The organism is Dietzia sp. NPDC055877 (genome assembly GCF_053615975.1).
In genome coordinates this window covers 348,405-374,255 of the sequence record NZ_JBSHCV010000002.1, presented here as the reverse complement: position 1 = coordinate 374,255, position 25,851 = coordinate 348,405, and the positions used below count along the sequence as shown (strand labels likewise).

19 protein-coding genes are annotated in these 25,851 nt (G+C 69.0%); 5 read left to right on the top strand and 14 right to left on the bottom strand.

The annotated features are described in order from the left end of the window. Positions 1-135 precede the first annotated feature (135 nt). Together ACWGLC_RS03970 and ACWGLC_RS03965 are read left to right on the top strand one after the other, a co-directional pair. Positions 136-609 (top strand): Lrp/AsnC family transcriptional regulator, encoded by a 474-nt coding sequence (locus tag ACWGLC_RS03970; RefSeq protein WP_452098669.1) that lies wholly within the window; start codon positions 136-138, stop codon positions 607-609. Positions 610-787: 178 nt separating this feature from the next. Further along, positions 788-2,179 carry a 2-hydroxycarboxylate transporter family protein gene (locus ACWGLC_RS03965; protein WP_452098667.1) on the top strand — a complete coding sequence of 464 codons (1,392 nt, stop codon included), beginning with the start codon at positions 788-790 and terminating at the stop codon, positions 2,177-2,179. 185 nt (positions 2,180-2,364) lie between these two features. Here ACWGLC_RS03965 and ACWGLC_RS03960 read toward each other — a convergent pair whose 3' ends face one another. The 6 genes from ACWGLC_RS03960 to sucC all read right to left on the bottom strand — a co-directional run bounded on the left by ACWGLC_RS03960 (position 2,365) and on the right by sucC (position 9,257). Next, the gene (locus ACWGLC_RS03960; protein ID WP_452098666.1) at positions 2,365-2,979 is read right to left on the bottom strand and encodes a TetR/AcrR family transcriptional regulator; all 615 of its coding nucleotides are present in this window, start codon (positions 2,977-2,979) and stop codon (positions 2,365-2,367) included. Between the two features lies 1 nt (position 2,980). After that, entirely contained in the window at positions 2,981-4,561 is a 1,581-nt protein-coding gene (gene purH / locus ACWGLC_RS03955) for a bifunctional phosphoribosylaminoimidazolecarboxamide formyltransferase/IMP cyclohydrolase (protein WP_452098664.1), read from the bottom strand. Further along, positions 4,558-5,208: a phosphoribosylglycinamide formyltransferase gene (gene purN / locus ACWGLC_RS03950; RefSeq protein WP_452098663.1), complete on the bottom strand. Its 651-nt coding sequence runs from the start codon at positions 5,206-5,208 to the stop codon at positions 4,558-4,560. The genes purH and purN overlap by 4 nt, the downstream gene beginning before the upstream one ends. A 36-nt stretch (positions 5,209-5,244) precedes the next feature. Next, a complete protein-coding gene (locus ACWGLC_RS03945; RefSeq protein WP_452098662.1) occupies positions 5,245-7,023 on the bottom strand; it encodes a cell division protein PerM in 1,779 nt (592 codons plus the stop codon). A 143-nt stretch (positions 7,024-7,166) separates the two neighbouring features. Then, positions 7,167-8,069, bottom strand: a complete 903-nt coding sequence (gene sucD, locus ACWGLC_RS03940; protein ID WP_452098661.1) for a succinate--CoA ligase subunit alpha — start codon at positions 8,067-8,069, stop codon at positions 7,167-7,169. A gap of 21 nt (positions 8,070-8,090) precedes the next feature. Next, complete coding sequence (sucC, locus tag ACWGLC_RS03935) at positions 8,091-9,257, bottom strand: ADP-forming succinate--CoA ligase subunit beta (protein ID WP_452098660.1); 1,167 nt, start codon at positions 9,255-9,257, stop codon at positions 8,091-8,093. Positions 9,258-9,684: 427 nt separating this feature from the next. On the opposite strand from sucC, the gene ACWGLC_RS03930 reads away from it, so the two are divergent. After that, positions 9,685-10,461: a M23 family metallopeptidase gene (locus ACWGLC_RS03930; protein ID WP_452098659.1), complete on the top strand. Its 777-nt coding sequence runs from the start codon at positions 9,685-9,687 to the stop codon at positions 10,459-10,461. Between the two features lie 65 nt (positions 10,462-10,526). Here ACWGLC_RS03930 and ACWGLC_RS03925 read toward each other — a convergent pair whose 3' ends face one another. Together ACWGLC_RS03925 and ACWGLC_RS03920 are read right to left on the bottom strand one after the other, a co-directional pair. Continuing rightward, on the bottom strand, positions 10,527-13,019 hold the full coding sequence (locus ACWGLC_RS03925) for a UvrD-helicase domain-containing protein (RefSeq protein WP_452098658.1): 2,493 nt from the start codon (positions 13,017-13,019) through the stop codon (positions 10,527-10,529). 71 nt (positions 13,020-13,090) lie between these two features. Further along, positions 13,091-14,515, bottom strand: coding sequence for an alanine/glycine:cation symporter family protein (locus tag ACWGLC_RS03920; protein ID WP_452098656.1), 1,425 nt, complete (start codon positions 14,513-14,515; stop codon positions 13,091-13,093). Positions 14,516-14,572: 57 nt separating this feature from the next. Between ACWGLC_RS03920 and ACWGLC_RS03915 the strand changes: the two genes are divergently transcribed. Further along, positions 14,573-14,854, top strand: a complete 282-nt coding sequence (locus ACWGLC_RS03915; protein ID WP_230931434.1) for a chorismate mutase — start codon at positions 14,573-14,575, stop codon at positions 14,852-14,854. A 34-nt stretch (positions 14,855-14,888) separates the two neighbouring features. On the opposite strand, the gene ACWGLC_RS03910 is transcribed toward ACWGLC_RS03915, so the two are convergent. After that, positions 14,889-15,506, bottom strand: coding sequence for a DUF5701 family protein (locus ACWGLC_RS03910; RefSeq protein ID WP_452098655.1), 618 nt, complete (start codon positions 15,504-15,506; stop codon positions 14,889-14,891). 126 nt (positions 15,507-15,632) lie between these two features. On the opposite strand from ACWGLC_RS03910, the gene pgi reads away from it, so the two are divergent. Next, positions 15,633-17,291 (top strand): glucose-6-phosphate isomerase, encoded by a 1,659-nt coding sequence (pgi, locus tag ACWGLC_RS03905; RefSeq protein ID WP_452098654.1) that lies wholly within the window; start codon positions 15,633-15,635, stop codon positions 17,289-17,291. A 38-nt stretch (positions 17,292-17,329) separates the two neighbouring features. Here the strand turns inward: pgi and ACWGLC_RS03900 are convergent, their stop codons facing one another. The 5 genes from ACWGLC_RS03900 to ACWGLC_RS03880 all read right to left on the bottom strand — a co-directional run bounded on the left by ACWGLC_RS03900 (position 17,330) and on the right by ACWGLC_RS03880 (position 25,842). After that, positions 17,330-19,657: an FdhF/YdeP family oxidoreductase gene (locus ACWGLC_RS03900; RefSeq protein WP_452098653.1), complete on the bottom strand. Its 2,328-nt coding sequence runs from the start codon at positions 19,655-19,657 to the stop codon at positions 17,330-17,332. 69 nt (positions 19,658-19,726) lie between these two features. Further along, entirely contained in the window at positions 19,727-21,433 is a 1,707-nt protein-coding gene (gene cydC, locus ACWGLC_RS03895) for a thiol reductant ABC exporter subunit CydC (RefSeq protein WP_452098652.1), read from the bottom strand. Beyond that, positions 21,430-23,241, bottom strand: coding sequence for a thiol reductant ABC exporter subunit CydD (cydD, locus tag ACWGLC_RS03890; protein ID WP_452098651.1), 1,812 nt, complete (start codon positions 23,239-23,241; stop codon positions 21,430-21,432). The genes cydC and cydD overlap by 4 nt, the downstream gene beginning before the upstream one ends. Further along, entirely contained in the window at positions 23,238-24,254 is a 1,017-nt protein-coding gene (gene cydB / locus ACWGLC_RS03885; RefSeq protein WP_452098650.1) for a cytochrome d ubiquinol oxidase subunit II, read from the bottom strand. The genes cydD and cydB overlap by 4 nt, the downstream gene beginning before the upstream one ends. Positions 24,255-24,264: 10 nt before the next feature. Beyond that, on the bottom strand, positions 24,265-25,842 hold the full coding sequence (locus ACWGLC_RS03880; protein WP_452098649.1) for a cytochrome ubiquinol oxidase subunit I: 1,578 nt from the start codon (positions 25,840-25,842) through the stop codon (positions 24,265-24,267). Positions 25,843-25,851 lie beyond the last annotated feature (9 nt).

The following is a 25,851-nucleotide window of genomic DNA, read 5'->3' as shown; positions in this document are numbered from 1 at the left end:
GACCGAGACCATAGTAAAATTTCAGCCAATTGGTAAACGGTCGCGCGATGTTCACTACCAAGTGCTCAGACCCGGCCGACAGCGCGGGCGGCGGCGACCCTCTCCGACAGCCTGCAGGAAGGCGGGACTGAACCAATGGCCTCTCTCGACAAGCTGGATCTGGACCTGTTGCGACTGATCATCGAGGAGCCGCGCGCCGGGGTGCGCGAGTATTCACGCCGGCTGGGCATAGCGCGCAACACGGCGACCTCGCGGATCACCAAGCTGGAGAACGCCGGCGTGATCGTGGGCTGGCGACCCCAGATGGACCTGGCCCCTCTCGGTTACGGGGTCACCTCGTTCGTCCACGTGCACATCGCGCAGGCCTTCCTCGAGGAGACCCTCGAGCGCCTGTCGCTGATCCCTGAACTGATCGAGGCAAACACGGTCTCCGGCGAGGGCGACCTGCTGTGCCGACTGGTGGCCCGCAACAACTCCCACTTCGAGGAGGTGCTGCAGAAGGTCCAGCGCCTTGAGGGCGTCCGACGAGTTCGCTCGGAGATCGTCCTCAACCGCCGGATCTGGCCCCGGGTGGTCCCCCTCGTCGACAAGGTGCGCGAGGACATGTGACACACCTGGCACCAGGTGCGCGGCGAATGCTGATCCAGGTGCTTCATCGTGAGCGGCCACGTGCACGACATTTGACCCGTTGGCCGCAAATGACCCAGTGCGGCTTGATGGTGTGATCCACAACACTTTAACTGGCTTGCGTGCAGCAGTTCACGTTGCAGACCGCGAAGGAGCCAGAATGTCACTGACCCAGAAAGTAGAGAGGGACAGGCCCATGCCGGAGTCCGCCTCGACCGAGACCTCCGCCGAGACGCCGGGCCCCCCTCCGAAGGCCTCCCGCTGGAGCGTCATGGGGATGCCCATGTGGATCTTCCTCCCCATGTTCCTGGCCCTCGCGGTGGCCGTTTATACGGACACCTTCCCCTCCACCCTGGTCAGTGGCTTCGCGCTCGCGACCGCCCTCGGTCTCATGCTCATGTGGATCGGCCAGCAGGTGCCCTTCCTCAAGGACTTCGGACTCCCGATCATTCTTCCGCTCTTCGTCCCCGCCATCCTGGTGTGGCAGGGATGGATCCCGGAGAGCACGGTCGCCGCGATGGATGCGTTCACCGATGAGCAGGGCGCCTGGGACTTCATCCTGGTGGCGATCATCGCCGGCGCGATGCTCGGCATGCCCCGGCAGCTCATCATCAGGGCGGGCGCGCGGTTCGCGGTTCCCGTCATCGGCACCATCCTCGGTGTCCTCGGCGTGGTGGGCGTCATCGGCGCCGCACTCGGCTACGGCTTCGGCCAGGCCATCTTCTTCGTCGCCGGCCCCGTGATGGCCGGCGGCCTGCCCATCGGCGCCATCCCGATGTCGGAGATGTACGCCGAGGCCTCCGGTGGCTCTGCAGCCGAGTACCTGACCCTGCTCATCTCCGCAGTCCTCATCGCCAACGTCGTGTGTGTGGTGTTCGCGGCGGTGCTCAACGGCATCGGCAAGCGGTCCACATCGCTCTGGTTCTCCGGCAACGGGCAGCTCCTACGGGTCAACGACGCGGAGGCCGAAGACCTCAGGATTCCCGAGAAGCCGTCCGGCTCTTCGTTCGTCGCGCTCGGTCAGGGCCTGCTCATCGCCGGCACCCTCTACGTCGTGTCGTCGATGCTCAGCACGCTCGTCCCGGGCATTCACACCTACGCCTGGCTCACCATCGTCGCCGCCGTCATCAAGATCGCCGGATTCGTGCCGGAGCGAATCGAAGAGGCGGCGTCCCAGTGGGGCGACTTCGCCACCCGCACACTCGTCCCCGCACTCCTGGCGTCGGTCTCCATCGCCGCGATCGATATCGCGGGCGTAGTCGAGGGTTTCACCGATCCCGTCTTCATCGCGCTCATCTTCATCACGGTCGGAGTCTCCGGCGCGATCGCCGGCCTGCTCGGATACCTCGTGAAGTTCTACGTCGTCGAGTCGGCGATCGTGCCCGGCTTCGTCATGGCGGACACGGGCGGTTCCGGTGACGTGGCCGTGCTCTCCGCCGCCGAGCGGATGCACCTGTTGCCGTTCGCCACGGTTGCGACGCGGCTCGGTGGCGCGTTCCTGCTCATCGTCGTCTCGTTCCTCGTCCCGGTCCTCGGCGGCAGCGTCGTCTAGCGCGCAGGCCCACCCCGCCGCTCCCAGAATCCGCTACTCTCCTGCCTGGCCGGCTACCCGCACGCGGATAGCCGATGGTGCGGCAGAGTAGCGGATTCCGGCGTCTCAGCCGGTGCTTCAGCCGGCGGCCGCTCCAGCCCAGGCCCGCTCCCGGCCCAGCACGGCCCGGCGCCGTGTCCGGGGCGTCAGGCCCGCAGGGCCGCCGACGCCATCGCCGTCAGGACGCGGCGCAGCTCGGCCTCGGCCATGGCCGGCAGCCGCGGACTGGAGTTGAGCAGACCGAACACCGCGTGGACGTGAGCGCGCGCGGCGACCACCGGCAGGTCGGGCCGCAGCCGCACCAGGGCTTCCACCCACATCTCGGCGTACTCACGCTGCAGTCGGCGCACCTCGTGCCGAGGGCCGGCCGGCAGCGAGGCCAGGTCCCGGAACTGCACGCTGATGAGATCGGGTTCGGTGGCCACGAAGTCCACGTGGACCGCGAGCAGTGCGTCGAGCACCTCGGCGGGCTCCCCGCCTCGCTCGACCGCCGCCCGACCCCCGTCGCGCAGACGGACGGAGATGTCCAGCAGCATCTCGGCGAGCACGTCCTCCTTGGAGGAGAAGTACCGGTACATGCCCGGGCCGGAGATGCCCACCTCGGCGCCGATGTCGTCCAGCCGAACGCCGTGGAACCCACGACGGGCCATGAGCCGGGCAGCGGCAACGAGGATCTCCGCCCGCCGCCGCACCTTGGCCTGGGCGCGCGGGGTCAACGGAGCAGTGCCGCCCCGCTGATCCCGCGCGCCGGTGTCGGTCATATCAGTGGAAGAAGTGCCGGGCGCCGGTGAAGTACATCGTGATGCTGGCCTTCTCGGCGGCCTCGATCACCTCGGCGTCACGCACCGAGCCACCGGGCTGGACCACGGCGCGCACGCCGGCCTCGGCGAGCACCTCGAGCCCGTCGGCGAACGGGAAGAACGCGTCCGAGGCGGCCACCGCACCCGAGACCCGCTCCCCCGCGCGCTGCACGGCCAGGCGTGCCGAGTCGACGCGGTTGACCTGCCCCATGCCTACGCCGACGGTCGCGCCGGACTGGGCGAGGAGGATGGCGTTGGACTTGACGGCCCGGCAGGCGCGCCACGCGAACAGCAGGTCGCGCAGGGTCTGCTCGTCGGCGTCCCCGCCGCAGGCCTTGGTCCAGCCGGACACCACGTCGCCCGGGGCGTCCAGGGAGTCGCGCTGCTGCACGAGCACGCCGCCGGAGATCTGCTTGCGCTCGACGTCGCCCTCGACCGGGGCCTGCGCCTCGAGGATGCGGATGTTCTTCTTGCGCTGCAGGATCTCCACGGCACCATCCGCGTAGGACGGCGCGATGATCACCTCGGTGAAGATCTCGGCCACCTGCTCGGCCATCTCCACACTGACCTCGCGATTCGCGGCGATCACGCCACCGAACGCGCTGACGGGGTCGCACTCGTGGGCGGCGCGGTGCGCGGCGGCGACGTCCGGGTCGATGGCGATTCCGCACGGGTTGGCGTGCTTGATGATCGCCACGCACGGCTCGGCGTGATCGAAGGCCGAGCGCCACGCGGCATCGCCGTCGACGTAGTTGTTGTAGCTCATCTCCTTGCCGTGCAGCTGACGGGCCTGCGCGAGGCCCGGTGCGGCGGCGGCGTCGGTGTAGAGGGCGGCACTCTGGTGCGGGTTCTCGCCGTAGCGCAGCGTGGCGGCCAGATCGAGGCTCTGCCCCTGCCAGACCGGGTAGCCGGGATCGGCGTCGGCCCCGGCGTCGGAGGTCTGCTCGGTCATCCAGGTGGCCACCGCGACGTCGTAGGCGCCGGTGTGGCGGAACGCGGCCGCGGCGAGGCTACGACGCTGGGTGAGGCTGAAACCACCGGCGGCGACGGCCTCGAGGGCCTCGCCGTAGCCGGCCGGGTCGACGAGGACGGCCACCGACGGGTGGTTCTTGGCCGCCGCGCGCACCATCGAGGGCCCGCCGATGTCGATCTGCTCGACGCAGGCGTCGTAGTCCGCCCCGGAGGCGACCGTGTCGGTGAAGGGATAGAGGTTGACGACGACGAGCTCGAACGGCTTCACGTCCAAGTCCGCGATCTGCTCGAGATGCTCGGGCTTTCTCGTGTCCGCCAGGATGCCGGCATGGACCCGCGGGTGCAGGGTCTTGACCCGGCCTTCGAGGCACTCCGGGAACCCGGTCAGCGAGTCGACCGGGGTCACGTTGATGCCGGCCTCCGAGATCCGCTGGGCGGTGGACCCGGTGGAGACGATCTCGACGCCCGCGTCCGCCAGACCGCGGGCGAGCTCGGTGAGCCCGGTCTTGTCGTAGACGCTGATGAGGGCGCGGCGTACGGGCCTGCGGGAGTTGTCCGGCTGGGAGGTCACGATATGTACACCTTTCGACCTTCGATATGGAGGCGACCGCGGGCGGCGGCCGTGAGGACGTCGACGAGCATCTCGCGCTCGCGGACCTTGATGCGTTCGTGGAGGGTGGCTTCGGTGTCGTCCGGGCGGACGTCGACGGCGCGCTGGTCGATCACAGGACCGGTGTCCACGCCGGCGTCGACCAGGTGAGCGGTGCATCCGGTGACGGACACGCCGTATGCGAGCGCGTCCCGCACCGCGTGGGCTCCGGGAAACGACGGCAGCAGCGCCGGATGGGTGTTGATCACCCGGCCGGGGAACTCGTCGAGGAACGCCTGTCCGAGAATGCGCATGAAGCCGGCAGAGACCACCCAGTCGGGCGCGAAGTCCCGCACGGCGTCCGCCAGTGCGCGATTCCAGGCGGCGCGGTCCTCATGGTCGCCAGGTCTGACGACCGCGGTCGCGAGCCCGGCGGTGGCGGCACGGGTCACCGCCTCGCAGTCGCGGTCGGAGACCAGCGCGGTCACCCGGTAGGGGCAGCTCGGGTCCGCGGCGGAGTCGATCACGCTCTGTGCGAGGGTCCCCGCGCCGGACGCCAACAGCACGACCTCCCCAGGTGGGACGGACTCGCCACTGTCCACGTTCTCCAGCTCCTGCCCGTCGATCACCCCGCCCGGGAGATCGCCCGGGCCACCCGTCGGAGTCTAGTCGCCCGCCCTAGGGCCATCGTCAGGGAGATCGGCAGACCCTGCATCGGGGGCGTCGACAGTCCGCTCGTCGGCGGTGTCGGCGCTGCCCGCTGTCCCCGCGTCCTCCCTGCCCGCCTCGTCCGACGGGTCCGCATCGGCGTCCAGGGCGTCCACGGGGTCACCGGGGTCGTTGCCGGTGAGGCCACCGTCGGAGACGGCGTCGTCGTCACTCACGGGGTCGTCGTCGCCCACGGGGTCGTCGTCACCCACGGGGTCGTCGTCACCCATGGCGGCGTCATCGCCTGGGCCATCGTCGTCGTTCGGGACATCGTCGCGCGCGACGTCGTCGTCCCCCGAGGCATAGTCCTCAGCGCCAGCGTCGGCGTCGGCGTCGGCGTCGGCGTCGGCGTCGACGTCGACGGCATGGTCGGCCGCTTCATCGTCGGCCGCCTCGTCGTCGGCCGCCTCGTCGTCGGCTGCCGCGTCGTCGGCTACGGGGTCCTCGTCCACAGGACCGCCGGCGGTTGCGCCTTCCAGATCATCAGCGAGATCGTCACCGAACTCGTCCGTGGTGACGCCGCCCGCCGCGCCCACCCGGCGTCGCCGACGTGCCAACTCGCTCTCCGCACGCTCGCGGCGCCGGGTCAGACCGGCCAGAGACAACGCGATGGTCGTCGACCCGATGATCCCGAACAGCAGCAGCGTCATGCCGGCCGCGATCAGGGAACCCGTGCCCACCGAGCCCAACACGCCGAGTTCCCCGCCCGCCACGACCGGAGTCAGCGCGGTCACCACCGCGGCGATCGCCGCCGCCAGCCACGTCGCCTTGACCGCATCGGCCGTCGTCCGGAACCAGTGCGCCACCGACCGCGCCAGCAGCGCGGCCGTGAGGACCGTCACCAGCAGCAGCCCCTGCACGATCCAGTGCGGATTCGTGGTGGGCAGCGCCGCCGCCAAGGGCACCTCCGGCATCGGTCCCCGGGACACCGCGAACACGCTGTACGAGGCCTCCCCCAGATGCGCCTCACCGCCGACCAGCAGCGCGGCTCCGGCCATCACGACGTTCGGCAGGTACGCGGCCGAGATCCCCGTGAGCGCTGCCGTACCGGCCAGCCCCTTGCCGATCCCCATGCTCGCCTCAACCGGCTCCCACGCGAAGAGGATGCCGACCAGCACTAGGAACGCCGAGATCGCCCACAGCGCCGCCACGAACGCTGCTCCCAGGTGGACACCCCCGCGCACCCACAGGGGCAGTTCCTCACGCAGATCACGCCGGAAGAACAGCCACACCCCGAGGCCGGAACCGAGGATGCCCGCCACCGCGGTCCACGTCAGCGCCAGCGGCAGCGACAACTCCCGCACAGCGAAGTCGGACGCCGCCGACCCCACCAGCAACGAGGCCAGTCCGGTCAGAAGCAGGCCCGCCACCGTCGCACCGACGACCGCCGCACCGGCCTCCCGTGCGCCCGGCTGTTCGACATCCGCCAACACCGCCCGCGTCTGCCGCGCCAACACCACCGCATAGATCAATGGCGGCAGCAGCGGCAGGAAACCCAACTCCACGGCGTCGATCGTCAGCGGCACCCGATTGACCACCAGCCACTCCACGGCGACCACCGCGAACAGCGAATCGAACCCCGTGGCGCTGAACAGCAGCACCCCCAACGTGAGCACCACCAGGATGAGGACGGTGACGACCACGGGCAGTGCCGCGGCCGCAGCAGTCCACAGCAGCGACCCGGCCCCTGCCGGGGACCGTCGCACTGCGGGGCGGATGACACGTTGAGGACTCACGCCGTCAACCGTAGATACCCGCCTGCGACAGGACGCCCCCGGCACGCCGCGACCCCCGCCATCCTCTCGGATGACGGGGGTCGTGGTGAGCGCGGAACGCCCTACAACTGCAGGTAATCCACCACCGCGTGTGACCTATCCGATCACAGCGAGTCGAGGAGCTCCTTGGCGAGAGCAGCGGTCTCGGACGGCGTCTTGCCGACCTTCACGCCCGCGGCCTCGAGGGCCTCCTTCTTGGCCTGCGCGGTGCCCGAGGAGCCGGAGACGATGGCGCCGGCGTGGCCCATGGTCTTGCCCTCGGGGGCCGTGAAGCCGGCGACGTAGCCGACGACCGGCTTGGTCACGTTGGCCTTGATGTACTCGGCGGCACGCTCCTCGGCGTCGCCACCGATCTCGCCGATCATCACGATGACCTTGGTCTCCGGGTCGTTCTCGAAGGCCTCGATGCAGTCGATGTGCGTGGTGCCGATGATCGGGTCGCCGCCGATACCGATGGCGGTCGAGAAGCCGTAGTCGGACAGCTCGTACATCATCTGGTAGGTCAGGGTGCCCGACTTCGACACGAGGCCGACCGGACCCTTACCGGTGATGTTGGCCGGGGTGATGCCGGCCAGCGACTCGCCCGGCGTGATGATGCCCGGGCAGTTGGGGCCGAGGATCCGGGTCTTGGAGCCCTTGGACACGTTGTAGTTGTGTGCCTCTGCGGTGTCCAGAACCGGGGCGCCCTCGGTGATGACCACGGCGAGCGGGATCTCCGCGTCCACGGCCTCGATCATGGCGTCCTTGGTGAACGGCGGCGGCACGAAGAGGATCGTGACGTCGGCACCGGTGGCCTCCATGGCCTCCTTGACGGTGCCGAACACCGGGAGCTCGACGTCGTTACCGGAGGCGTCCTTGTGGGACACGGTGGTGCCGGCCTTGCGGGCGTTGACGCCGCCGACGACCTGGGTGCCGGCCGCGAGCATTCGGGCGGTGTGCTTGGAGCCCTCGCCGCCGGTGATGCCCTGGACGATGACCTTGCTGTCCTTGTTGAGGAAGATCGACATATCTTCTGGTTCCTTCTCTTCCTACTTGGAGGCGAGCTCGGCGGCCTTGTCGGCGCCGGAGTCCATGTTGTCGGCCAGGGTCACGAGCGGGTGGTTCGCCTCCGCGAGGATCTTGCGACCCTCCTCGACGTTGTTGCCGTCGAGACGCACGACGAGCGGCTTGTTGGCGTCGTCGCCCAGGATCTCCAGGGCCTTGACGATGCCGTTCGCGACCGCGTCACAGGCTGTGATGCCGCCGAAGACGTTCACGAACACGCTCTTGACCTGCTCGTCACCGAGGATGACGTCGAGACCGTTGGCCATGACCTCGGCCGAGGCGCCGCCACCGATGTCGAGGAAGTTGGCGGGCTTGACGCCCCCGTGGTTCTCACCGGCGTAGGCGACGACGTCCAGGGTCGACATGACCAGACCGGCACCGTTACCGATGATGCCGACCTCACCGTCGAGCTTGACGTAGTTGAGGTCGTTCTCGGCGGCCTTCTGCTCGAGCGGATCAGTGGTGCCCGCATCGGCGAAGTCGGCGAAGTTCTCCTTGTGACGGAACTCGGCGTTCGCGTCCAGGGTGACCTTGCCGTCGAGCGCGAGGATCTCGTCGCCCGGCGTGCGCACAAGCGGGTTGACCTCGACCAGCGACGCGTCCTCCTTGACGAAGACCTCGTACAGCTTGGCGATGGTCACCGCCGCGGCGTCCAGCACCTCCTCGGGGAGGTGGCCGGCCTTGGCGATCTCGCGGGCCTTGGCCACATCGACGCCGACCGTGGGGTCGATGTTGATCTTCGCGAGACGGTCCGGGGACTCCTCGGCGACCTGCTCGATCTCGACGCCGCCCTCGACCGAGCACATGGCCAGGTAGTTGCGGTTGGCGCGATCGACGAGGAAGGAGATGTAGTACTCCTCCGCGATGTCGCTGGCCTCGGCGACGAGGAGCTTCTTGACGATGTGGCCCTTGATGTCCAGGCCCAGGATGTCCTCGGCCCGGGCGCGGGCCTCCTTGGCATCCTCTGCCAGCTTCACGCCGCCGGCCTTGCCACGGCCACCGACCTTTACCTGTGCCTTGACGACGACAGGCTTGCCGATCTCGGCCGCAACCTTCTCGGCCTCCTCCGCGGTGTCTGCGACGCGCCCCGGGGTGGTGGGCACGTCATGCTTCGCGAAAAGAGCCTTTGCCTGGTATTCAAAGAGATCCATCAGCTCACCATCTTGACGTGTAGATTCGCCCGGCGCTGTTTTAAAGCCGAGTCATCCCTCATCCTAAGCGCCTGGTGTGTCGCCCGTCGCACCCCGGGGGTGACAGAGTGCGGTGGATCACAGGACCGGGTGCGCCATCGGCACCCACCGCCGGCCCTCCTTGCCCATAGACCCATCCGGACCCCAAGGGCACCGTGAGTCACACCTATGTGACCCACCCCTCATCCCCGGGTGCCGGACCACCTTGCGGCACCGTTGCCTATCCGTTACCTTGGACGACGTCTTAATCACGAAACGGTTACGGCGCGAGAACAGTCACGGCACGGCCTGAAGGGAATCAACAACGGTGAACGAGTCGCAACACGGAAAGCAAGCGACTCCTGTCGTCATTTCACCCGCAGGGGCCCACCGTCCCGGCCGCCACCGTGTGCCCGCTCCCCCGACCGCACTGCGCGGTCGGGCCGCCGTCCTCGCCGTCGCCGCAGGTGCCGCGGTCTCGGCCGCCTCCGCCGGCTCGGCGATGACCACCACCAACACGCACGCCACCGAGGCCGGGGACATCGCCCTCCTGGCCAACGGAGAGCAGGCGCCTGCGACGTCGAGCTCCTCTGCTCCGTCCTCCGCCGCAACGCCGACCCCGTCGGCCCCCGCGCCCGTGGTCGTCCCCGCCTCCGCGTCCACCGGCGGCACCGACAACATCCAGTCGGCCATGCTCTTCGCGGGCACCGAGAACAATGCCCAGCGCGAGATCGAAGAGGAAAAGGCCCGGCGCCCGAAGATAGTCATCCCGGCGATCGGCTCCTTCACCTCCCCGTTCGCGATGCGCTGGGGCAGCTTCCACTCGGGTATCGACATCGCCAACGCGGTCGGCACCCCGATCGTCGCCGCCACCGACGGCACCGTGATCGACTCCGGCCCCGCGCAGGGCTTCGGCAACTGGATCCGGATCATGTCCGACGACGGTGTCATTACCACCTACGGGCACATGGAGACCCTCGACGTCAGCAAGGGTGAACGCGTCGTTGCCGGCCAGAAGATCGCCGGCATGGGCTCCCTGGGATTCTCCACCGGCTCGCACCTGCACTTCGAGGTCGAGGTCGACGGCCAGAAGATCGATCCGGTGCTCTGGCTCGCCCAGCACGGTCTCGAACTCGCCGGTGCCGGCAGCTCCGAGATGTCGCTCGGTTCACTGGGCGGCAACTGAGCAGGCCACCCGCACGAACTCGCACACAGCGCGGGGCCGACCTTCCTGGTCGGCCCCGCGTTTATTTAGAGCTTCTGCATCGGAACGCCACCGATGAGCATCAGCCGGACCTTGCCGGACGCCCCGAAGTCGATCGTCGCCGTGGCCCGCGGGCCGCTCCCGTCGCACGAGAGGACCTTGCCGAGCCCGTACTTGTCGTGCGTCACCCGGTCACCCGGCGCGAGTTCGAGAGCAGGAGCCGAGGCGCGGGCCCGAGGAATACCGGATGCCCGGTCAGCGGACCGGCCGCTCCGCCCCCCGCCGGAGCCGTAGCCACCCGAGCCGTAGCCACCCGAGCCGTAGCCACCGGAACCAGCACCGCTGCCGAAGCGACGCCGCGACGCCGGCGAGTCGTCTTCCCCGAAGCCGCTACCGCCGGCGGGCTCCTCGCGTTGCCACTCGATCGCCTCGGAGGGGATCTCCTCGAGGAAGCGCGACCCCGGATTGGTCATGGGCTGCCCCCACGACGAGCGCATCATGGCGCGGGACAGGTACAGCTTCTTGCGTGCGCGGGTGATCCCCACGTAGGCCAGCCGCCGCTCCTCCGACAGCTCCGCCGGGTCGCCGAGCGCCCGCATGTGCGGGAACAGCCCGTCCTCCATGCCGATGAGGAACACCACCGGGAACTCGAGCCCCTTGGCCGTATGGAGCGTCATCAGCGTGACCTGGCCCTGCTCGTCGTCAGGGATCTCGTCGGCATCGGCCACCAACGACACCCGCTCGAGGAACGCCGCCAACGAACCGGGCGGGGCGAGCCCCTCGTCCAACTCGGCGTCGACATCCGTCCCGGCGTCGGGACCGAAACCCTGCTCCCGCGCCGACAACTGCAACGCGGCCTCGGACGAGAACTCGCGGCCCACGCCCACCAGCTCGTTGAGGTTGTCCAGACGCGCGGCGTCCTGCGGGTCGTTGGAGGCCTCCAGCTCCGACCGGTAGCCGGTCTTCGCGAGGACCGTCTCGACGAGCTCTCCCACGTCCGGGACCGAGCCCTCTCCGCCTGCGTGGGCCTCACCATCCAGTCGGCCACGCAGCTCGTCGATCAGCGCGACGAAGCCGGCGATCGCCTTGACCGACCGCGTGGGCAGTAGCGACACCCTGCCCTCGGCCGCATCGCGGAGCGCCTCACCGAAGCCGATCCCCCGCTGCTCGGCGTGGACCACCACACAGGCCTCTGCACGGTCGCCGATCCCGCGGCGCGGGGTGTTGAGGATTCGCCGCAGCGCCACCGCATCGTCGGGGTTCGAGATCACCTTGAGGTAGGCGACGATGTCGCGCACCTCCTTGCGCTCGTAGAACCGGGTGCCGCCCACGACCTTGTAGGGCAGCCCCAGCCGTACGAACACGTCCTCGATGACGCGCGAGGAGTTGTTGGTCCGGTAGAAAACGGCCATGTCGGAGTACGAGGCGACGCCCGAATCCACCATCCGGTCGATCTCCCCGGCGATGAACCGGGCCTCGTCGTGCTCGTTGTCCGCGACGTAGCCCACCAGCAGATCGCCCGTGCCCTCATCGGTCCACAGGTTCTTCTCGCGGCGGCCCGGGTTTCGCGAGATCACCGCGTTGGCGGCCGACAGGATGGTCTGTGTGGACCGGTAGTTCTGCTCCAGCAGGATCGACCGCGCATCCGGATAGTCGTGCTCGAAATCCTCGATGTTCCGGATGGTCGCCCCGCGGAACGCGTAGATCGACTGGTCCGCATCACCCACGACACAGAGCTCCGCCGGGGGGACACCCACCTCGTCCGCCTCATCCCCCGCCACTCCACCCACGAGGGTGCGCACCAGGACGTACTGCGCGTGGTTGGTGTCCTGGTACTCGTCCACCATGACGTGCCGGAACCGCCGCCGGTAGTACGCGGCCACCTCCGGGTGCGCGCGGAGCAGGGCGACGGTCTCACCGATCAGGTCGTCGAAATCGAACGCGTTGGCCGCCTGCAGTCGCGCCTGGTACTCGGTATAGACCGCCGCGACGGTCTGGCCTGTGCGGTCCGAATCCTCGAGCGCCCGGTCCATGGCCTCGGACGGATCACGCAGCTCGTTCTTGTGGCCCGAGATGACCGACGCCAACATCCGCGGCGTGAACTTCTTGACCTCGAGCTGCTGCTCCTTGGCGATCATCCCCAGCAGGCGGCGCGAATCATCCGAGTCGTAGATCGTGAAGTTGGAGTTGCGCGTACCCAGCAGCGCCGACTGGGCGCGCAGGATCCGCACACAGATCGAGTGGAACGTCGCCACCCACATGCGTTCCGCATGCGGACCGACCAGCGCGGAGACCCGCTCCCGCATCTCGGCTGCGGCCTTGTTGGTGAACGTGATCGCGAGGATCTGGCCGGGGTGCGCACCGCCCTCCGCGAGGAGATACGCGATGCGCCGGGTGAGCACACTGGTCTTGCCCGATCCGGCACCGGCCACGATCAGCAGCGGGCCGCCGCGGTGGGTCACCGCGGCGGCCTGTGGCGGATTGAGGCCGGCCAGGAGGGTCGAGGTGTGCGGGGCGGGAGCAGGTGCGGTGTCGGTCATCGTGGGTCCAATCTACCCACCGGGTCCGACACCCGGCCCGCCCGACGGATCAGGCCCGGCTCAGCCGGCGATCACCGCTGACCGGCCCCCATGAACTCCTCCACCTGCGACGCCGTCGCGGTGAGCTTCGGGTCGTTGTCGAGGTAGTAGCGGGTCTCCCGCACGATGAGCCCCGACAGCACCAACAGTCCGATGAGGTTCGGGATCGCCATGAGGCCGTTCATCACGTCGGCGAAGTTCCACACCACCTCGAGCTCGGTGACCGCACCGATGAACACCACGCAGGTGAATACCAGGCGGTACGGGACCACGCCCCGCGCGCCGACCAACCGTTCCATGCACCGCTCCCCGTAGTACGACCAGCCGAGGATGGTGGAGAAGGCGAAGAACGCGATGGACACCGCCACCAGCTTGTCGCCCTCCGGCATCGCCAGGGCGAAGGCGTCGGCGGTCATGGTGCCGGCGCGATCCCCGCCCTCACGCCACGTTCCCGAGGTGACCAGCACGAGGCCGGTGAAGGTGACGACGATGATCGTGTCGATGAACGTCTGCGTCATCGACACCAGTCCCTGCCTGGTGGGGTGGGAGGTCTTGGCCGCGGCGGCCGCGATCGCCGCCGAGCCCATGCCGGACTCGTTGGAGAAGATGCCGCGGGCCACACCCATCTGGATGGCGTACAGGATCGCCGAGCCGGCGAAGCCGCCGACGGCGGAGGTACCGGTGAAGGCGTCGGAGAAGATCTGCCCGAAGGCGCCGGGGATCTGTTCGGCGTTGACGACCAGCACGATCAGGCCGCCGACGATGTACAGCACGATCATCAGCGGCACGAACCCGGCGGTGACCCGGCCGATCGACTTGATTCCGCCGAGCAGAACCGCACCGGTGAGGACGAACAGGATGATGCCGGTAGTCACGTGCGGGACCCCGAACGAGTTCTCCATCTGGGTGGCCACGGCGTTGCCCTGCGTCATGTTGCCGATGCCGAAACTGGCCAGCACCGCGAACACGGCGAACACGATCGACATGACGAGCCCGATCCGGCCGCCGGTCCGTCCGAAGACTTCCTTGAATCCACGGTGCAGGTAGTACTGCGGGCCGCCGGACTGCTCGCCGCGCGCATCGGTGACGCGGTAGCGCACGCCGAGGAACGCCTCGGAATACTTGGAGGCCATGCCCAGCAGGGCGGTCACCCACATCCAGAACAGCGCGCCCGGCCCGCCGAGCGCGATGGCCGTGGCCACGCCCACGATGTTGCCCACGCCCACCGTCGCGGCGAGCGCGGTGGTGAGCGCCTGGTACTGGGAGATGTCGCCGGCGCCGCCGTCGTCCTTGCGTTTGATCAGGCCCAGCCGAAGCGCGGGTCCGAGCTCGCGGAACTGCAGCATCCGCAACCGGATCGTGAGGAACAGGCCCGTGCCGAGCAACAGCGGGATGAGGACGAAGGGGCCCCAGATCACCGATCCGATGTCGGCGAGGAGCGTACTGAAATTTTCCACGGGGGAACAGTAGACGCCCGCGCACCGGTTCCGGGGCGCAGTGGGATAATTCCTCCCATGAGCACCGACCCCGCCGGGACCGACGATCCCCTGTCCGAGGCCGAGATCCAGGAGCTACGCCTGGAGATCGATCGCCTGGACGCCCTGATCCTCGACTCGATCCAGCGTCGCAGTGAAATCTCCAGGCGCATCGGCCGCACCCGGATGCAGTCGGGCGGCACCAAGCTCGTCCACACGCGCGAACTCAAGGTCTACCAGCGCTTCTCCGCTCTCGGCCAGGAGGGCCAGACCCTCGCGGGGATGCTGCTGCGGCTGGGCCGCGGCCGGCTCGGCCAGTAGCCGGCACCGGCCCGCGGAACGGCCCGGCCCGCGATCAGGCCGGACCGCGCCGCCCGGACGTCGAGGCGAACCCGAGCCACGTGTGGTGGTTGCCCGCCCAGCACCAGCCGACTTTGGGCGCGCCCTTGTTCTCCCGCCCGTCGCGCCCGGTCCCGCCGCTGATCCACAGCGCGGGGGTCCGTGAGTCGAGGCCTCCGGCGGCCTTGCGCTTGCGGGAGCCGATGCACATGAAGCACGCGCCGGGCTCGAGTGTCTCGGGTTGCTGGAGCAGCCAGCTGACGCCCTCGGAGATGGTCAACGGCGTGCGGCCGCGCGCGGTCAGTTCGGGATGCGCGTCGGCGGGGGTCCACCCGAGCATGTCGTCGCCGCGGGTCACGTCGTCGACGAGGTAGAGCGGGGCGTCGGGCAGGGTGATGTCGTCCGTGGGGGTAAAGTCCGCCAGGTCCGACATGTCGACGACGACGAAGCCCGCCTTCCCCTCACGGCGCATGAGTTCGGCGAGCCGGGCGGTCGGAACGAGCGACGGATGGACGGCCAGCACCGTCCGCGCCGCCCGGACGTCCTGATCGGACCGGTCATGGGAGTCGAGCAGTCCCGCAGCGTGGGCCCGCAGTTGATCGTCGGAGAGCCCGGCCAGCGTCGGGACGCCCAACTCGATGAGTCTCTCGGTCTGGCCGGTGATCGTGAGAGGGGACGGGGAAACGGCGGGATGAACTATAGGGGGCACGTCTGTGGAACGAGCGGTACGAGGGTGGCATTCCCGACTAGCCTCAGACGTATGATGGACATCAGCACGACCGATCAGTGGACAGCTGTAGAGGAACTCGTCGCCCCCATCGGAGAGGTGTCACTGCGGGAGCTGTTCGCCGAGGACCCGGAGCGTGGCCGTCGGCTGTCGATCACTGCCGGTGACCTGCACATCGACCTGTCCAAGAACCTGGTCACCGACGAGATCCTCACCGCCCTGACGGAGTTGGCCGACATCGCACGGTTGCCGGCGCAACGAGCCGCGATGTTCCGGGGTGACCACATCAACACGACCGAGGACAGGGCGGTCCTGCATACCGCGCTCCGGCTCCCGGCCGGGGCCGACCTCGTCGTCGACGGCCAGGACGTGGTCTCGGACGTCCACGCGGTCCTCGACCGCATGGCCGCCTTCGCCGGACGCGTGCGCTCCGGAGACTGGCGCGGCCACACCGGCCAGCGCATCGACACGGTCATCAACATCGGCATCGGCGGGTCCGACCTGGGCCCGGTGATGGTCGACAAGGCGCTGCGGCACCTCCAGACCGACGGCATCCGCGCCCACTACGTCTCGAACGTCGACCCGGCCGACCTGTCGGCGACCCTCGCCGTAGTGGACCCCGCCACCACCATGGTCGTGGTGGCCTCCAAGACCTTCACCACCCAGGAGACCATGGCCAACGCGCACGCCGCGCGGCGGCACTTCGTCGAGGCGCTGGGGTCGGAGGACGCGATCGCCTCGCACTTCGTCGCCGTCTCGACCGCCGCCGACGAGGTCGCGGCGTTCGGGATCGACGCGGGCCACATGTTCGAGTTCTGGGACTGGGTCGGCGGACGATACTCGGTGTCGTCGGCAATCGGGCTGTCGGTGATGCTCACGGCGGGGGCGCCGGCGTTCATCGAGCTCCTCGAGGGTTTCCACACCATGGACCTGCACTTCGCCACCGAGGCGCCCGAGCACAACGCGCCGGTCCTCATGGCGCTGCTCGGTATCTGGTACACGTGCTTCCTCGGCGCGCAGTCCAAGGCCGTCATCCCCTACGTGCAGGACCTGGCGCGGTTCCCGGCGTACCTCCAGCAGCTCACCATGGAGTCGCTGGGCAAGTCCGTCCGCCTCGACGGCTCGGACGTGTCGTACCCGACCGGCGAGGTCTACTGGGGGGAGGCGGGCACCAACGGGCAGCACGCCTTCTTCCAGCTGCTGCACCAGGGGACCCAGCTCGTGCCCGTGGACTTCATCGGGGTCGCGATTCCGGGCGAGGATCTGGACGCCTATCCGTCCGGCAGGTCGGGACCGGTCTCGATGCATGACCTGCTGATGGCCAACATGTTCGCGCAGGCGCGAGTCCTGGCCTTCGGCAAGACCGAGGAAGAGGCTCTCGCCGACGGCGTCGATCCCGCTCTGGCACCGCACAAGGTCATGCCCGGCAACCGGCCGAGTACCACGATCCTCGCGCCGTCGCTGTCCCCCGGCGTCGTGGGTCAGCTCATCGCCCTGTACGAGCACGTGGTGTTCTCGCAGGCGGCGATCCTGGGCATCAACGCGTTCGACCAGTGGGGCGTCGAGCTCGGCAAGGAGCAGGCCGGAACGCTGCTGACCTCGTTGACCGCCGAATCACACCCGGACCCGGCCTTCGACTCGTCCACGGACTCCCTGGTGGAGATCTACCGCGAGGCGCGCGGGCGACGCTGAGGCCGGCGGCCCTCCTCTGCGACGCCCGGCGCCGGGGGTTACCGCGCGACCGGGCGTCCGGTGGCCACCGGCGTCGTACCCGGCTCGAGGCGGATGACGATCTGCTTGGAGGTCGGGGTGTTGCATACGTCGGCGACGGCCTCGCGGTGGATGAGTTCGTTGCCCTCCGGGAAATACAGGGCTGCACAGCCGCGCGCCGAGGGATATCCCACCACCCGGTAGCCACGGAGAACCTTGTCCGGCAGCCCCGGCCACTCACTGAAGATGTCGACCGTCTGGCCGTCGCTCAAACCCAGGTCTGCCAGGTCATCGGGATTCACGAAGACCACGAAGCGGCCGTTGGAAATGCCGCGGTACCTGTCATTGAGGCTGTAGATGGTGGTGTTGTGCTGATCGTGGGCACGCATGGTCTGCAGGATCAGCCGTCCCTCGGGCACACGCAGGTGCTCGGCTCGATGAACGGTCAGCTGCGCCTTACCGGAGCGGGTCGGGAACGTACGGCTGTCCCGCGGCCCGTGGGCGAGAACGAAGCTGATCTCCTCCTCCATCCGGCCGTTGAAGTTCTCGAAGCCGGGGATCACCCGCGCGATCGAATCCCGGATCGTGTCGTAGTGCCGCTCGAAGCCCCGCCAATCGATGTCACTCCCCCGCCCCTCCAGGACGCGCTCCGCCAGGCGGCAGATCACCGAGACGTCGGATAGGAGCCCGGGGGCGACCGGATCGAGTTCACCGCGACTCGCATTGATGCGGCACACCGTGTCCTCGGCGGTGACGTACTGCAGCAGCCCGTGCTGGACGTCCTTCTCCGTGCGACCGAGAACCGGGAGGATCAGCGCCTCGCGTCCGGTGACGATGTGGGAGCGGTTGAGCTTCGTCGCGACCTGGATGGTCAGATCAGCCCGGGCGATCCCCTCTTCGGCCCGCTTAGAGTCCGAGATCGCGGCGACGATGTTGCCGGCCATCGACATCATGACCTTGACCTCGCCGCGTTCGACGGCGTTCATGCTCGAGACGGTGTCGTGTCCGTGCGCGCGGGGCGGCTCGAAGTCGAACTCGGCAGCGAGGGAATCCAGGAACGAATCCGGCATCTGTTCCCAGATGCCCATCGTCCTGTCGCCCTGCACATTGCTGTGACCGCGGATCGGCGAGGCGCCGGCACCGGGCTTTCCGATGTTGCCGCGCAGCATCAGCAGATTCATGACCTCTGCGATGGTGGCGACACCCGTCTTGTGCTGCGTGATCCCCAGGCACCAGGTGATGATGGTGCCGTTCGACCTGATGTAGCGGTCGGCCAACGAGGCGATCTGCTCCTCCGTCAGCCCGGTGGCATCGAGGGCCTCCCGGTCGTCGGTGGCGAGGATGTGCTCGCGGTACGCCTCGAACCCCTCGCAGTAGGTGTCGAGGAAGTCGTGGTCGAGCACCGTGCCGGGCGCGGCCTCCTCGGCGAGGAGGACCCGCTTGGCCACGGCCTGGATCAGGTGCATGTCGCCGCCGCTACGGATCTGGAGGAACTCGTCGGCGAGCGTGGTGCCGTGCCCCACCAGACCATTCGGCCGCTGCGGATTCTTGTAGCGCAGGAGCGAGGCCTCCGGCAGCGGATTGACCGCGACCATCTCCCCACCGTTGATCTTGGTCTCCTCGAGCGCGTTGAGCATCCGAGGATGGTTGGTCCCGGGATTCTGGCCCATGACGATCACCAGGTCGGCCTTGCCGAAGTCGTCATACGAGATGGTCGACTTGCCCACACCGATGGCGGGCGTCATGCCGGCGCCCGTGGCCTCGTGGCACATGTTCGAGCAGTCCGGCAGGTTGTTGGTACCGAAGGCCCGCGCGAACAACTGGTAGAGGAAGGCCGGCTCGTTCATGATGCGGCCGCTCGTATAGAAGACGGCCTCGTCCGGAGACTCCAGGTCGCGGAGGTGACGCGCGGCGATGTCGAACGCCTCGTCCCACCCCACGGGGACGTAGTTGTCCGAGTCCGCGGCCTTGTACATCGGCTCGACAATGCGCCCCTGCTGACCCAGCCAGTACTCGGACTTGTCGCGCATGCTGGTCAGAGAATGCCCGGACCAGAACTCCCGCGGGATGGTCAGGGGCGTGGACTCCCACACGATGGACTTGATGCCGTTCTCGCAGAACTCGAGCGGCTTGCTGTGGTCCGGGTTGGCCCACGCACAGCTCGGACAGTCGAAACCCCGCTTGTGGTTGATGGTCAGGGAGACCTTGGCGGTCCGTCCGGTGCCCATCTCCTCCTCGGACGGGATCATCGCGTGCTCGATCGCGGGCAGCCCGACCGCCCAGGTGGCGCGCTTGCCGACCTTGAGGTTCGCGTCGGTGAAATCGTCACTCGGGGCTGAAGGATGCATCGGTCTGCCTCACTGCTGAACTCGAAGGGTTGAATCGACGAATCATGAGAACCATCTCATATTCTCGTATCACTGTTTTCGGAAAGCCGAAACGGGGGGCCGGGACGTCCCCGGTGATGGGTGAGGTCGCGCGGCGACCCTGATCCGCACATCTGGTGCCACGCCCTCCGGCTGACGATGCGTCACCACGACGACCGTCCGGTCCGGGGCCACCAGGCCCGATCCGCGATCGAGGAGACGACGCTGCAGGTCGGCGGCATCGGCATCGTCAAGATGCTCGGCGGGCTCGTCGAGGAGCAGGATCCGCGCCGGGGAGACCAAAGCCCTCGCCAGCAGGATCCTGCGGCGCTGCCCTCCGGAGACGGTGTGCGCGCCGGCCGCCAAGGTCGTGTGGACGCCATCGGGCAGCCCGCTCACCCATCGCCCCAGCCCGACCGCCTCCAGCGCGGCGCGGGCCTCGGCCTCGTCGACGTCTCCGCGGGCGACCCGCAGGTTCTCGAGAATCGACGTGTCGAACAGGTGGGCGTCCTCGGCGAAGAAGCTGACAGTCCGGCGCACCGCGTCCGGCGCGTACCGGTCGAGCGCCCGCCCGTCGAGGGTGACGGTGCCCGCGCGGGGCGGGAGAAGCCCCGCCAGGGTCATCAGCAGCGTCGTCTTCCCGCTGCCGCTGCCACCGACGATCACGACCCGGGCGCCGGGCGCCAGGTCCGCGTCGATCGGCTCGGTGACCGGCCGTCCCGGCCATCCGCCCTGCAGTCCGACCGCGCGGAGCACGCCCGGCCCGTCGATCTCCGCGCCGCCGTGGGCTACGGGTTCGTCGGCGCGGTCGAGGAGGTCGTTCACCCGGCGCGCCGAGAGCTGCGCGCGCAGCAGTGCCAGGGCGGCCGCCGGGAGCGGCGCGGTGGCCTCGAACGCCGACAACGGCAGCAGCACGAGCACGCCGAGCATGGTGGGGCTCATCGTCCCGGGACCGGAGCCGAAGACGGTCAACCCGATCAACAACGCACCCAGCAGGCTGGCCCCCATGGCCAGAGGGGCTGCCGCGTCCGCCCAGGCGGCCGGAACCGCGGCGCGGTCCGTTGCGCGGAGAGCCGTGAGGTTCGCCTCCCCCGCGCGGGATATCGGCGCACCGAGCTGGCCCGCGACCCGCAGCTCGGCGGCGTGGTCGACCGCGGTGACCGCGTTCTCGGTGAACCGGGCCCGCGCGTCATCACCGTCGGATTCGGCGTCGGTGGCGGCGCGGGCGCCGAGCCACGGAGCGACGACCCCGGCGATAACCAGCGCGATCGCGAGAACCAGCCCGGCGGCCGGCGCGATCACCCCCACGGTGATGACGGCCGCGACCGAGAGCAGGGCAGCGACCGACATGGGGATCAACGCGCGTACCACCACGTCGCCCAGGGCATCGACGTCGGCGCCGGTGCGGGTGAGCAGGTCACCGCGTGTGAGGCCGGCGGTGGCGGCGGGATCCCCCGCGGCGAGGCGGCGGTACACCTGTGTGCGCGCCGCCGTGGTTCCGCGCAGCGCGGTGTCGTGGGTGGCGAGCCGCTCCAGGTACCGGAAGAGGCCGCGGGAGATGCCGAGCGCACGCACGGCGACGACCGCCACGGTGAGATCGAGGACCGGCGGCATCTGCCACGCACGAATGATCAGCCAGGCGGACAGCCCCGCCAGCAGCAGGGCACTCCCGAGCGTCGCGGTGCCGGTCGCGATCGAGATCAGCACCCTACGCCGGTCGAGTTCGAGTAGGGCCATGGCCCGTCGCAGGTCTGTCATCCCACGCCATCCCCCGCGACCACCGTGTTCGCGTCGGACCGGACCCGGACGATCTCGTCCGCGATCGCGAGCAGGCTCGGCCGGTGCGCCACCACGATCACGGTGCGGCCGGACCGCGCCAGCTCCACCAGGCTGTCGAGCACGCGAGCCTCCGACGTCGCGTCGAGGTGTGCGGTGGGCTCGTCCAGCAACAGCACCGGACGGTCCGAGGCGAGGGTACGTGTGAGGGCCAGCCGCTGGCGCTGGCCGAGCGACAGGCCGGTGCCGTCCACGCCGACGACGGTGTCCCACCCGTGCGGACACTCCGCGAGGACCTCGTCGAAGCCGGTCGCCGCGCAGACGTCGTCGAGTCCCGGATCGCCCGGGGCGACGCCGGCCAGCCCGAGGTTCTCCGCCAGGGTCCCGGGGAGCAGGACCGGGCGCTGAGGGAGCCAAGCGACCTGCCGCCACCAGCCGTCCCCCGCGACCACCGGCTCTCCGTCGATGGTGATCGAGCCCTCGTCAGGTTCGGCGAGCCCGAGCATCGCCAGCATCGTCGTCGTCTTACCAGCCCCGTTCTCACCGGTCAGGGCGGTGATCGCTCCGGGCCGACACCGCGCATCGAGGCGGTACGGCGCCCACCCGTCGCGCCCGGCCACCCCCAGCCCCTCGACCGTGACCTCGGGGGCGGTGATCCCGCGTCCGCCCGCCAGCGCCGCCGTCTCCGCCGTCTCCGCCGTCGCGGTTGCCTCTGTCGCAGCCACCCGAGACCTGTGGGCAGCCGACGCCGGGCCCCGGGCCGGGGTGTCGAGAACGCCGAAGGCCCGCCGGGCCGCGGCGAGCCCGTCCTCGGCCGCGTGGAACCGGGTGCCGACGTCGCGCAGCGGCCGGTACGCCTCCGGCGCGAGGACGAGCGCGATGATGCCGGCCTCCAGCGGCATCAACCCGTACACGAGCCGCATGCCGATCCCCACCGCCACCAGGGCCACGGACAGCGTCGCCAGGAACTCGAGCACCGTGCCCGACAGGAACGCCACCCGCAACGCCGACATGGTGGTGCGGCGGTGCGCCTCCCCGAGCTTGCGGATCCGACCCGACGGCCCCTTTTCCCTCCCCAGGGCGCGCAGTGTGGGCAGTCCGGCCAGGAGGTCGAGCAGCTGCGACGACAAGGTGGTCGTGGCCGCGAGTGTGCGTTCGGCCTTCCCCTTCGTCAGGTACCCGATCAGGATCATGAAGAGCGGGATCAGCGGCAGTGTCACCACGACGATGAGTGCCGACGCCACGTCGTGCAGGAAGATGACGACGATGACGACCGGTGTGAGGACCACCGCCGACAGCAGCGCGGGAACGTAGCCGGTGAGGTACTCGCGGAGTCCGTCGAGCCCCCGTGTGAGGACGACGACGATCTCCGTACGCCGTGGGTACAGCTGCTGAGGCGGAAAGCCCGTCGCCGCGTCCAGCACCTCCGACTCGAGGTCCGCGACGACCCGTGTCGCGGTCCGGTGGGCGTACCGCGAATGGAGCCAGCTCGCCGCCACCCGCACGGCGATCGCCGCGCCCAGCACCGTCAGCTCGGGGCCCCAGTCCTGCACGGACCGCGCGTCGGTGGTGATCGCGCCCGCGAGGATGCGGCCGATGGCCAGGACGACGACCACCACCATCACCACGTCGAGCACCGCGGTGGCCACGGTCCACACCAGGTAGCCGCGGGCCGCCCGGGAATAGCGCCACAGGCGGGGGTCGATGGGCGCGCGACGGCCGTCGTTGCGGTCGGCGGACACCGTGGTGCCGGGCGCGTCGGCGGGGGCGGCGACAGTGCTCGTTGTCATACCGACACGGGCTCGGGATGGCTCTCCACGGAGATACGTTTACGGAACACCCAGTACGTCCAGCCCTGGTAGATCACCACCAGCGGGGTGAGGAACGCGGCCGCCCAGGTCATGATCGTGAGCGTGTAGTGGCCGGACGAGGCGTTCTCGATCGTCAGCGACCACGCGGGATCGAGCGTCGAGGGCATCACGTCGGGGAACAGCGAGCCGAACAGCAGCACGACGGTCGCGGCGATCGCCACGGTGCTGAACAGGAACGCCCACCCCTCGCGGGCCACGAAGGTCGCGGCCACCACGATGACCAGTGCCACCGCCGCCACCGCCAGGACGATCCACGTCCACCCGGCCCCGTACGCGAGCTGGGTCCACAGTCCGAATGCGCCGGCCACCACGAGCGCCGGGATCGACAGCCGTCGCGCCAGTGCGACCGCATCCGTCCGGAGCTGCCCGTCGGTCTTGAGCGCGAGGAACACCGCGCCGTGCAGAGCGAAGACGATCGCGGTGGTCGCGCCGCCGAGCAGGGTGTAGGGGTTGAGCAGGTTGAAGAACCCGCCGACATACTGCTTGTCGGCGTCGATCGGCACGCCGCGCACGATGTTGGCGAACGCCACACCCCACAGCACCGCGGGCACCCACGAACCGAAGATGATCCCGATGTCACAGCGCCGGCGCCACGTCGGGTCGTCGACCTTGCCCCGCCACTCGATCGCGCAGACCCGCACGATCAGGGCCAGCAGGATGAGCAACAGCGGCATGTAGAACCCGGAGAACAGGGTGGCGTACCAGTCCGGGAAGGCGGCGAAGAGCGCGCCGCCGGCGGTGATGAGCCAGACCTCGTTGCCGTCCCAGACCGGCCCGATGGTCTTCATCACCGCGCTGCGGCGCTCCGGCCCGTGCTTCCCGCGGCCCAGGACCGGCAGATGCATACCCACACCGAAATCGAAACCCTCGAGGACGAAGTAGCCGGTGAACAGCACCGCGACGAGGATGAACCAGACTTCCTGAAGTCCCATGACTTATCCCCTAGTAGGCGAAGTTGAGCGAGTCGGGCTGTTCGTCGTCGGAGCCATCGAGCCCCGGGACCTGTGAGTCCCCTGGTAATGGTCCGGCCATCGCGTGTTTACGCATCAACCAGAACCACACCACGGCCAGGACCGCGTACAGCAGGGTGAAGCTGACCAGCGAGGTGACGACCGTCGCAGCCGAATGGTTGGACACACCCTGGTCCACCGTCAGGCGGATCATGTCGACACCGGTCGGGTTCGGGTGCACCACCCAGGGTTGGCGGCCCATCTCAGTGAATATCCAGCCCGCGCTGTTGGCCAGGAACGGGGTGGGGATCGCGATGAGCGCCAGCCAGCCGAACCACTTCTGGTCGGGGACCCGGCCCCGCCTCGTGAGCCACAGCCCCGCCAGGGCGAGAGCCGCGGAGCCGGCGGCGAACCCGATCATGGCGCGGAACGACCAGTAGGTGACGAACAGGTTCGGCTTGTAGTTTCCGGGACCGAACTGCTCCTCGTACTGCTCCTGCAGGTTCTCGACGCCCTGCAGGGTCACGCCCTCGAACTTGCCCTCGGCGAGAAAGGGCAGGACGAACGGGACTTCGATGAGATGGATGACGCTCTCGCAGTTGTTGTGAGTTCCGATCGTCAGGATGGAGAAGTCCGGATCCGTCTCGGTCTGGCACAGCGATTCGGCCGAGGCCATCTTCATGGGCTGCTGGTGGAACATGAGCTTGCCCTGGGCGTCGCCAGTGTAGGCGACGGCCAGACCAGCGATCACCATGGCGAGCAGGCCGAGGCGGGTCGCCGGGCGGAACACTCTCCGGGCCTGGTCCTCGAGGGCGGCCGCCTCGTCCAGCGCCGCGTCATCTCCCGGCGCCGAATCGTCGTCCGACACAGCGTGGCTCCCCGACCCCGCCCCGGGCCGGGACGCGGTAGGCGCCGAGGCCCGCAGCGCCGCGGCGCGGCGCATACTGCGCACCATCCACCAGCCGGCAATCCCGGTGACGAAGGTCGCGGCGGTGAGGAACCCACCGGTGATCACGTGGGGGAAGCCCCACAGGAGGGTGGGGTTGGTGAACAGCGCCCCGATGTCTTCCAGGCGCGCTCGCCCGGATTCGGCGTCATAGACGGCGCCGACGGGGTGCTGCATGAACGAGTTCGCCGCGATGATGAAGAAGCCGGAGACGTTCACCGCGATCGCGACCAGCCAGATGCAGGCGAGGTGCAGGAGTTTCGGCAGCCTGGTCCAGCCGAAGATCCACAGTCCGAGGAAGGTGGATTCGAGGAAGAACGCGACCAGCCCCTCGAGCGCCAGGGGCGCGCCGAAGACGTCCCCGACGAACCTGGAGTACTCGCTCCAGTTCATGCCGAACTGGAATTCCTGTACGAGGCCGGTGGCCACGCCGATCGCGAAGTTGATGAGGAACAGTTTGCCGAAGAACCGGGTCAGCTGCAGCCAGTGTTCCTTCCCGGTCGCCACCCACATCGTCTGCATGATCGCCACCAGTGGCGCGAGGCCGAGGGTGAGCGGAACGAAGATGAAGTGGTAAACGGTGGTGATCCCGAACTGCCATCGGGCCAGATCAAGAGCTTCCATGATTCCCCT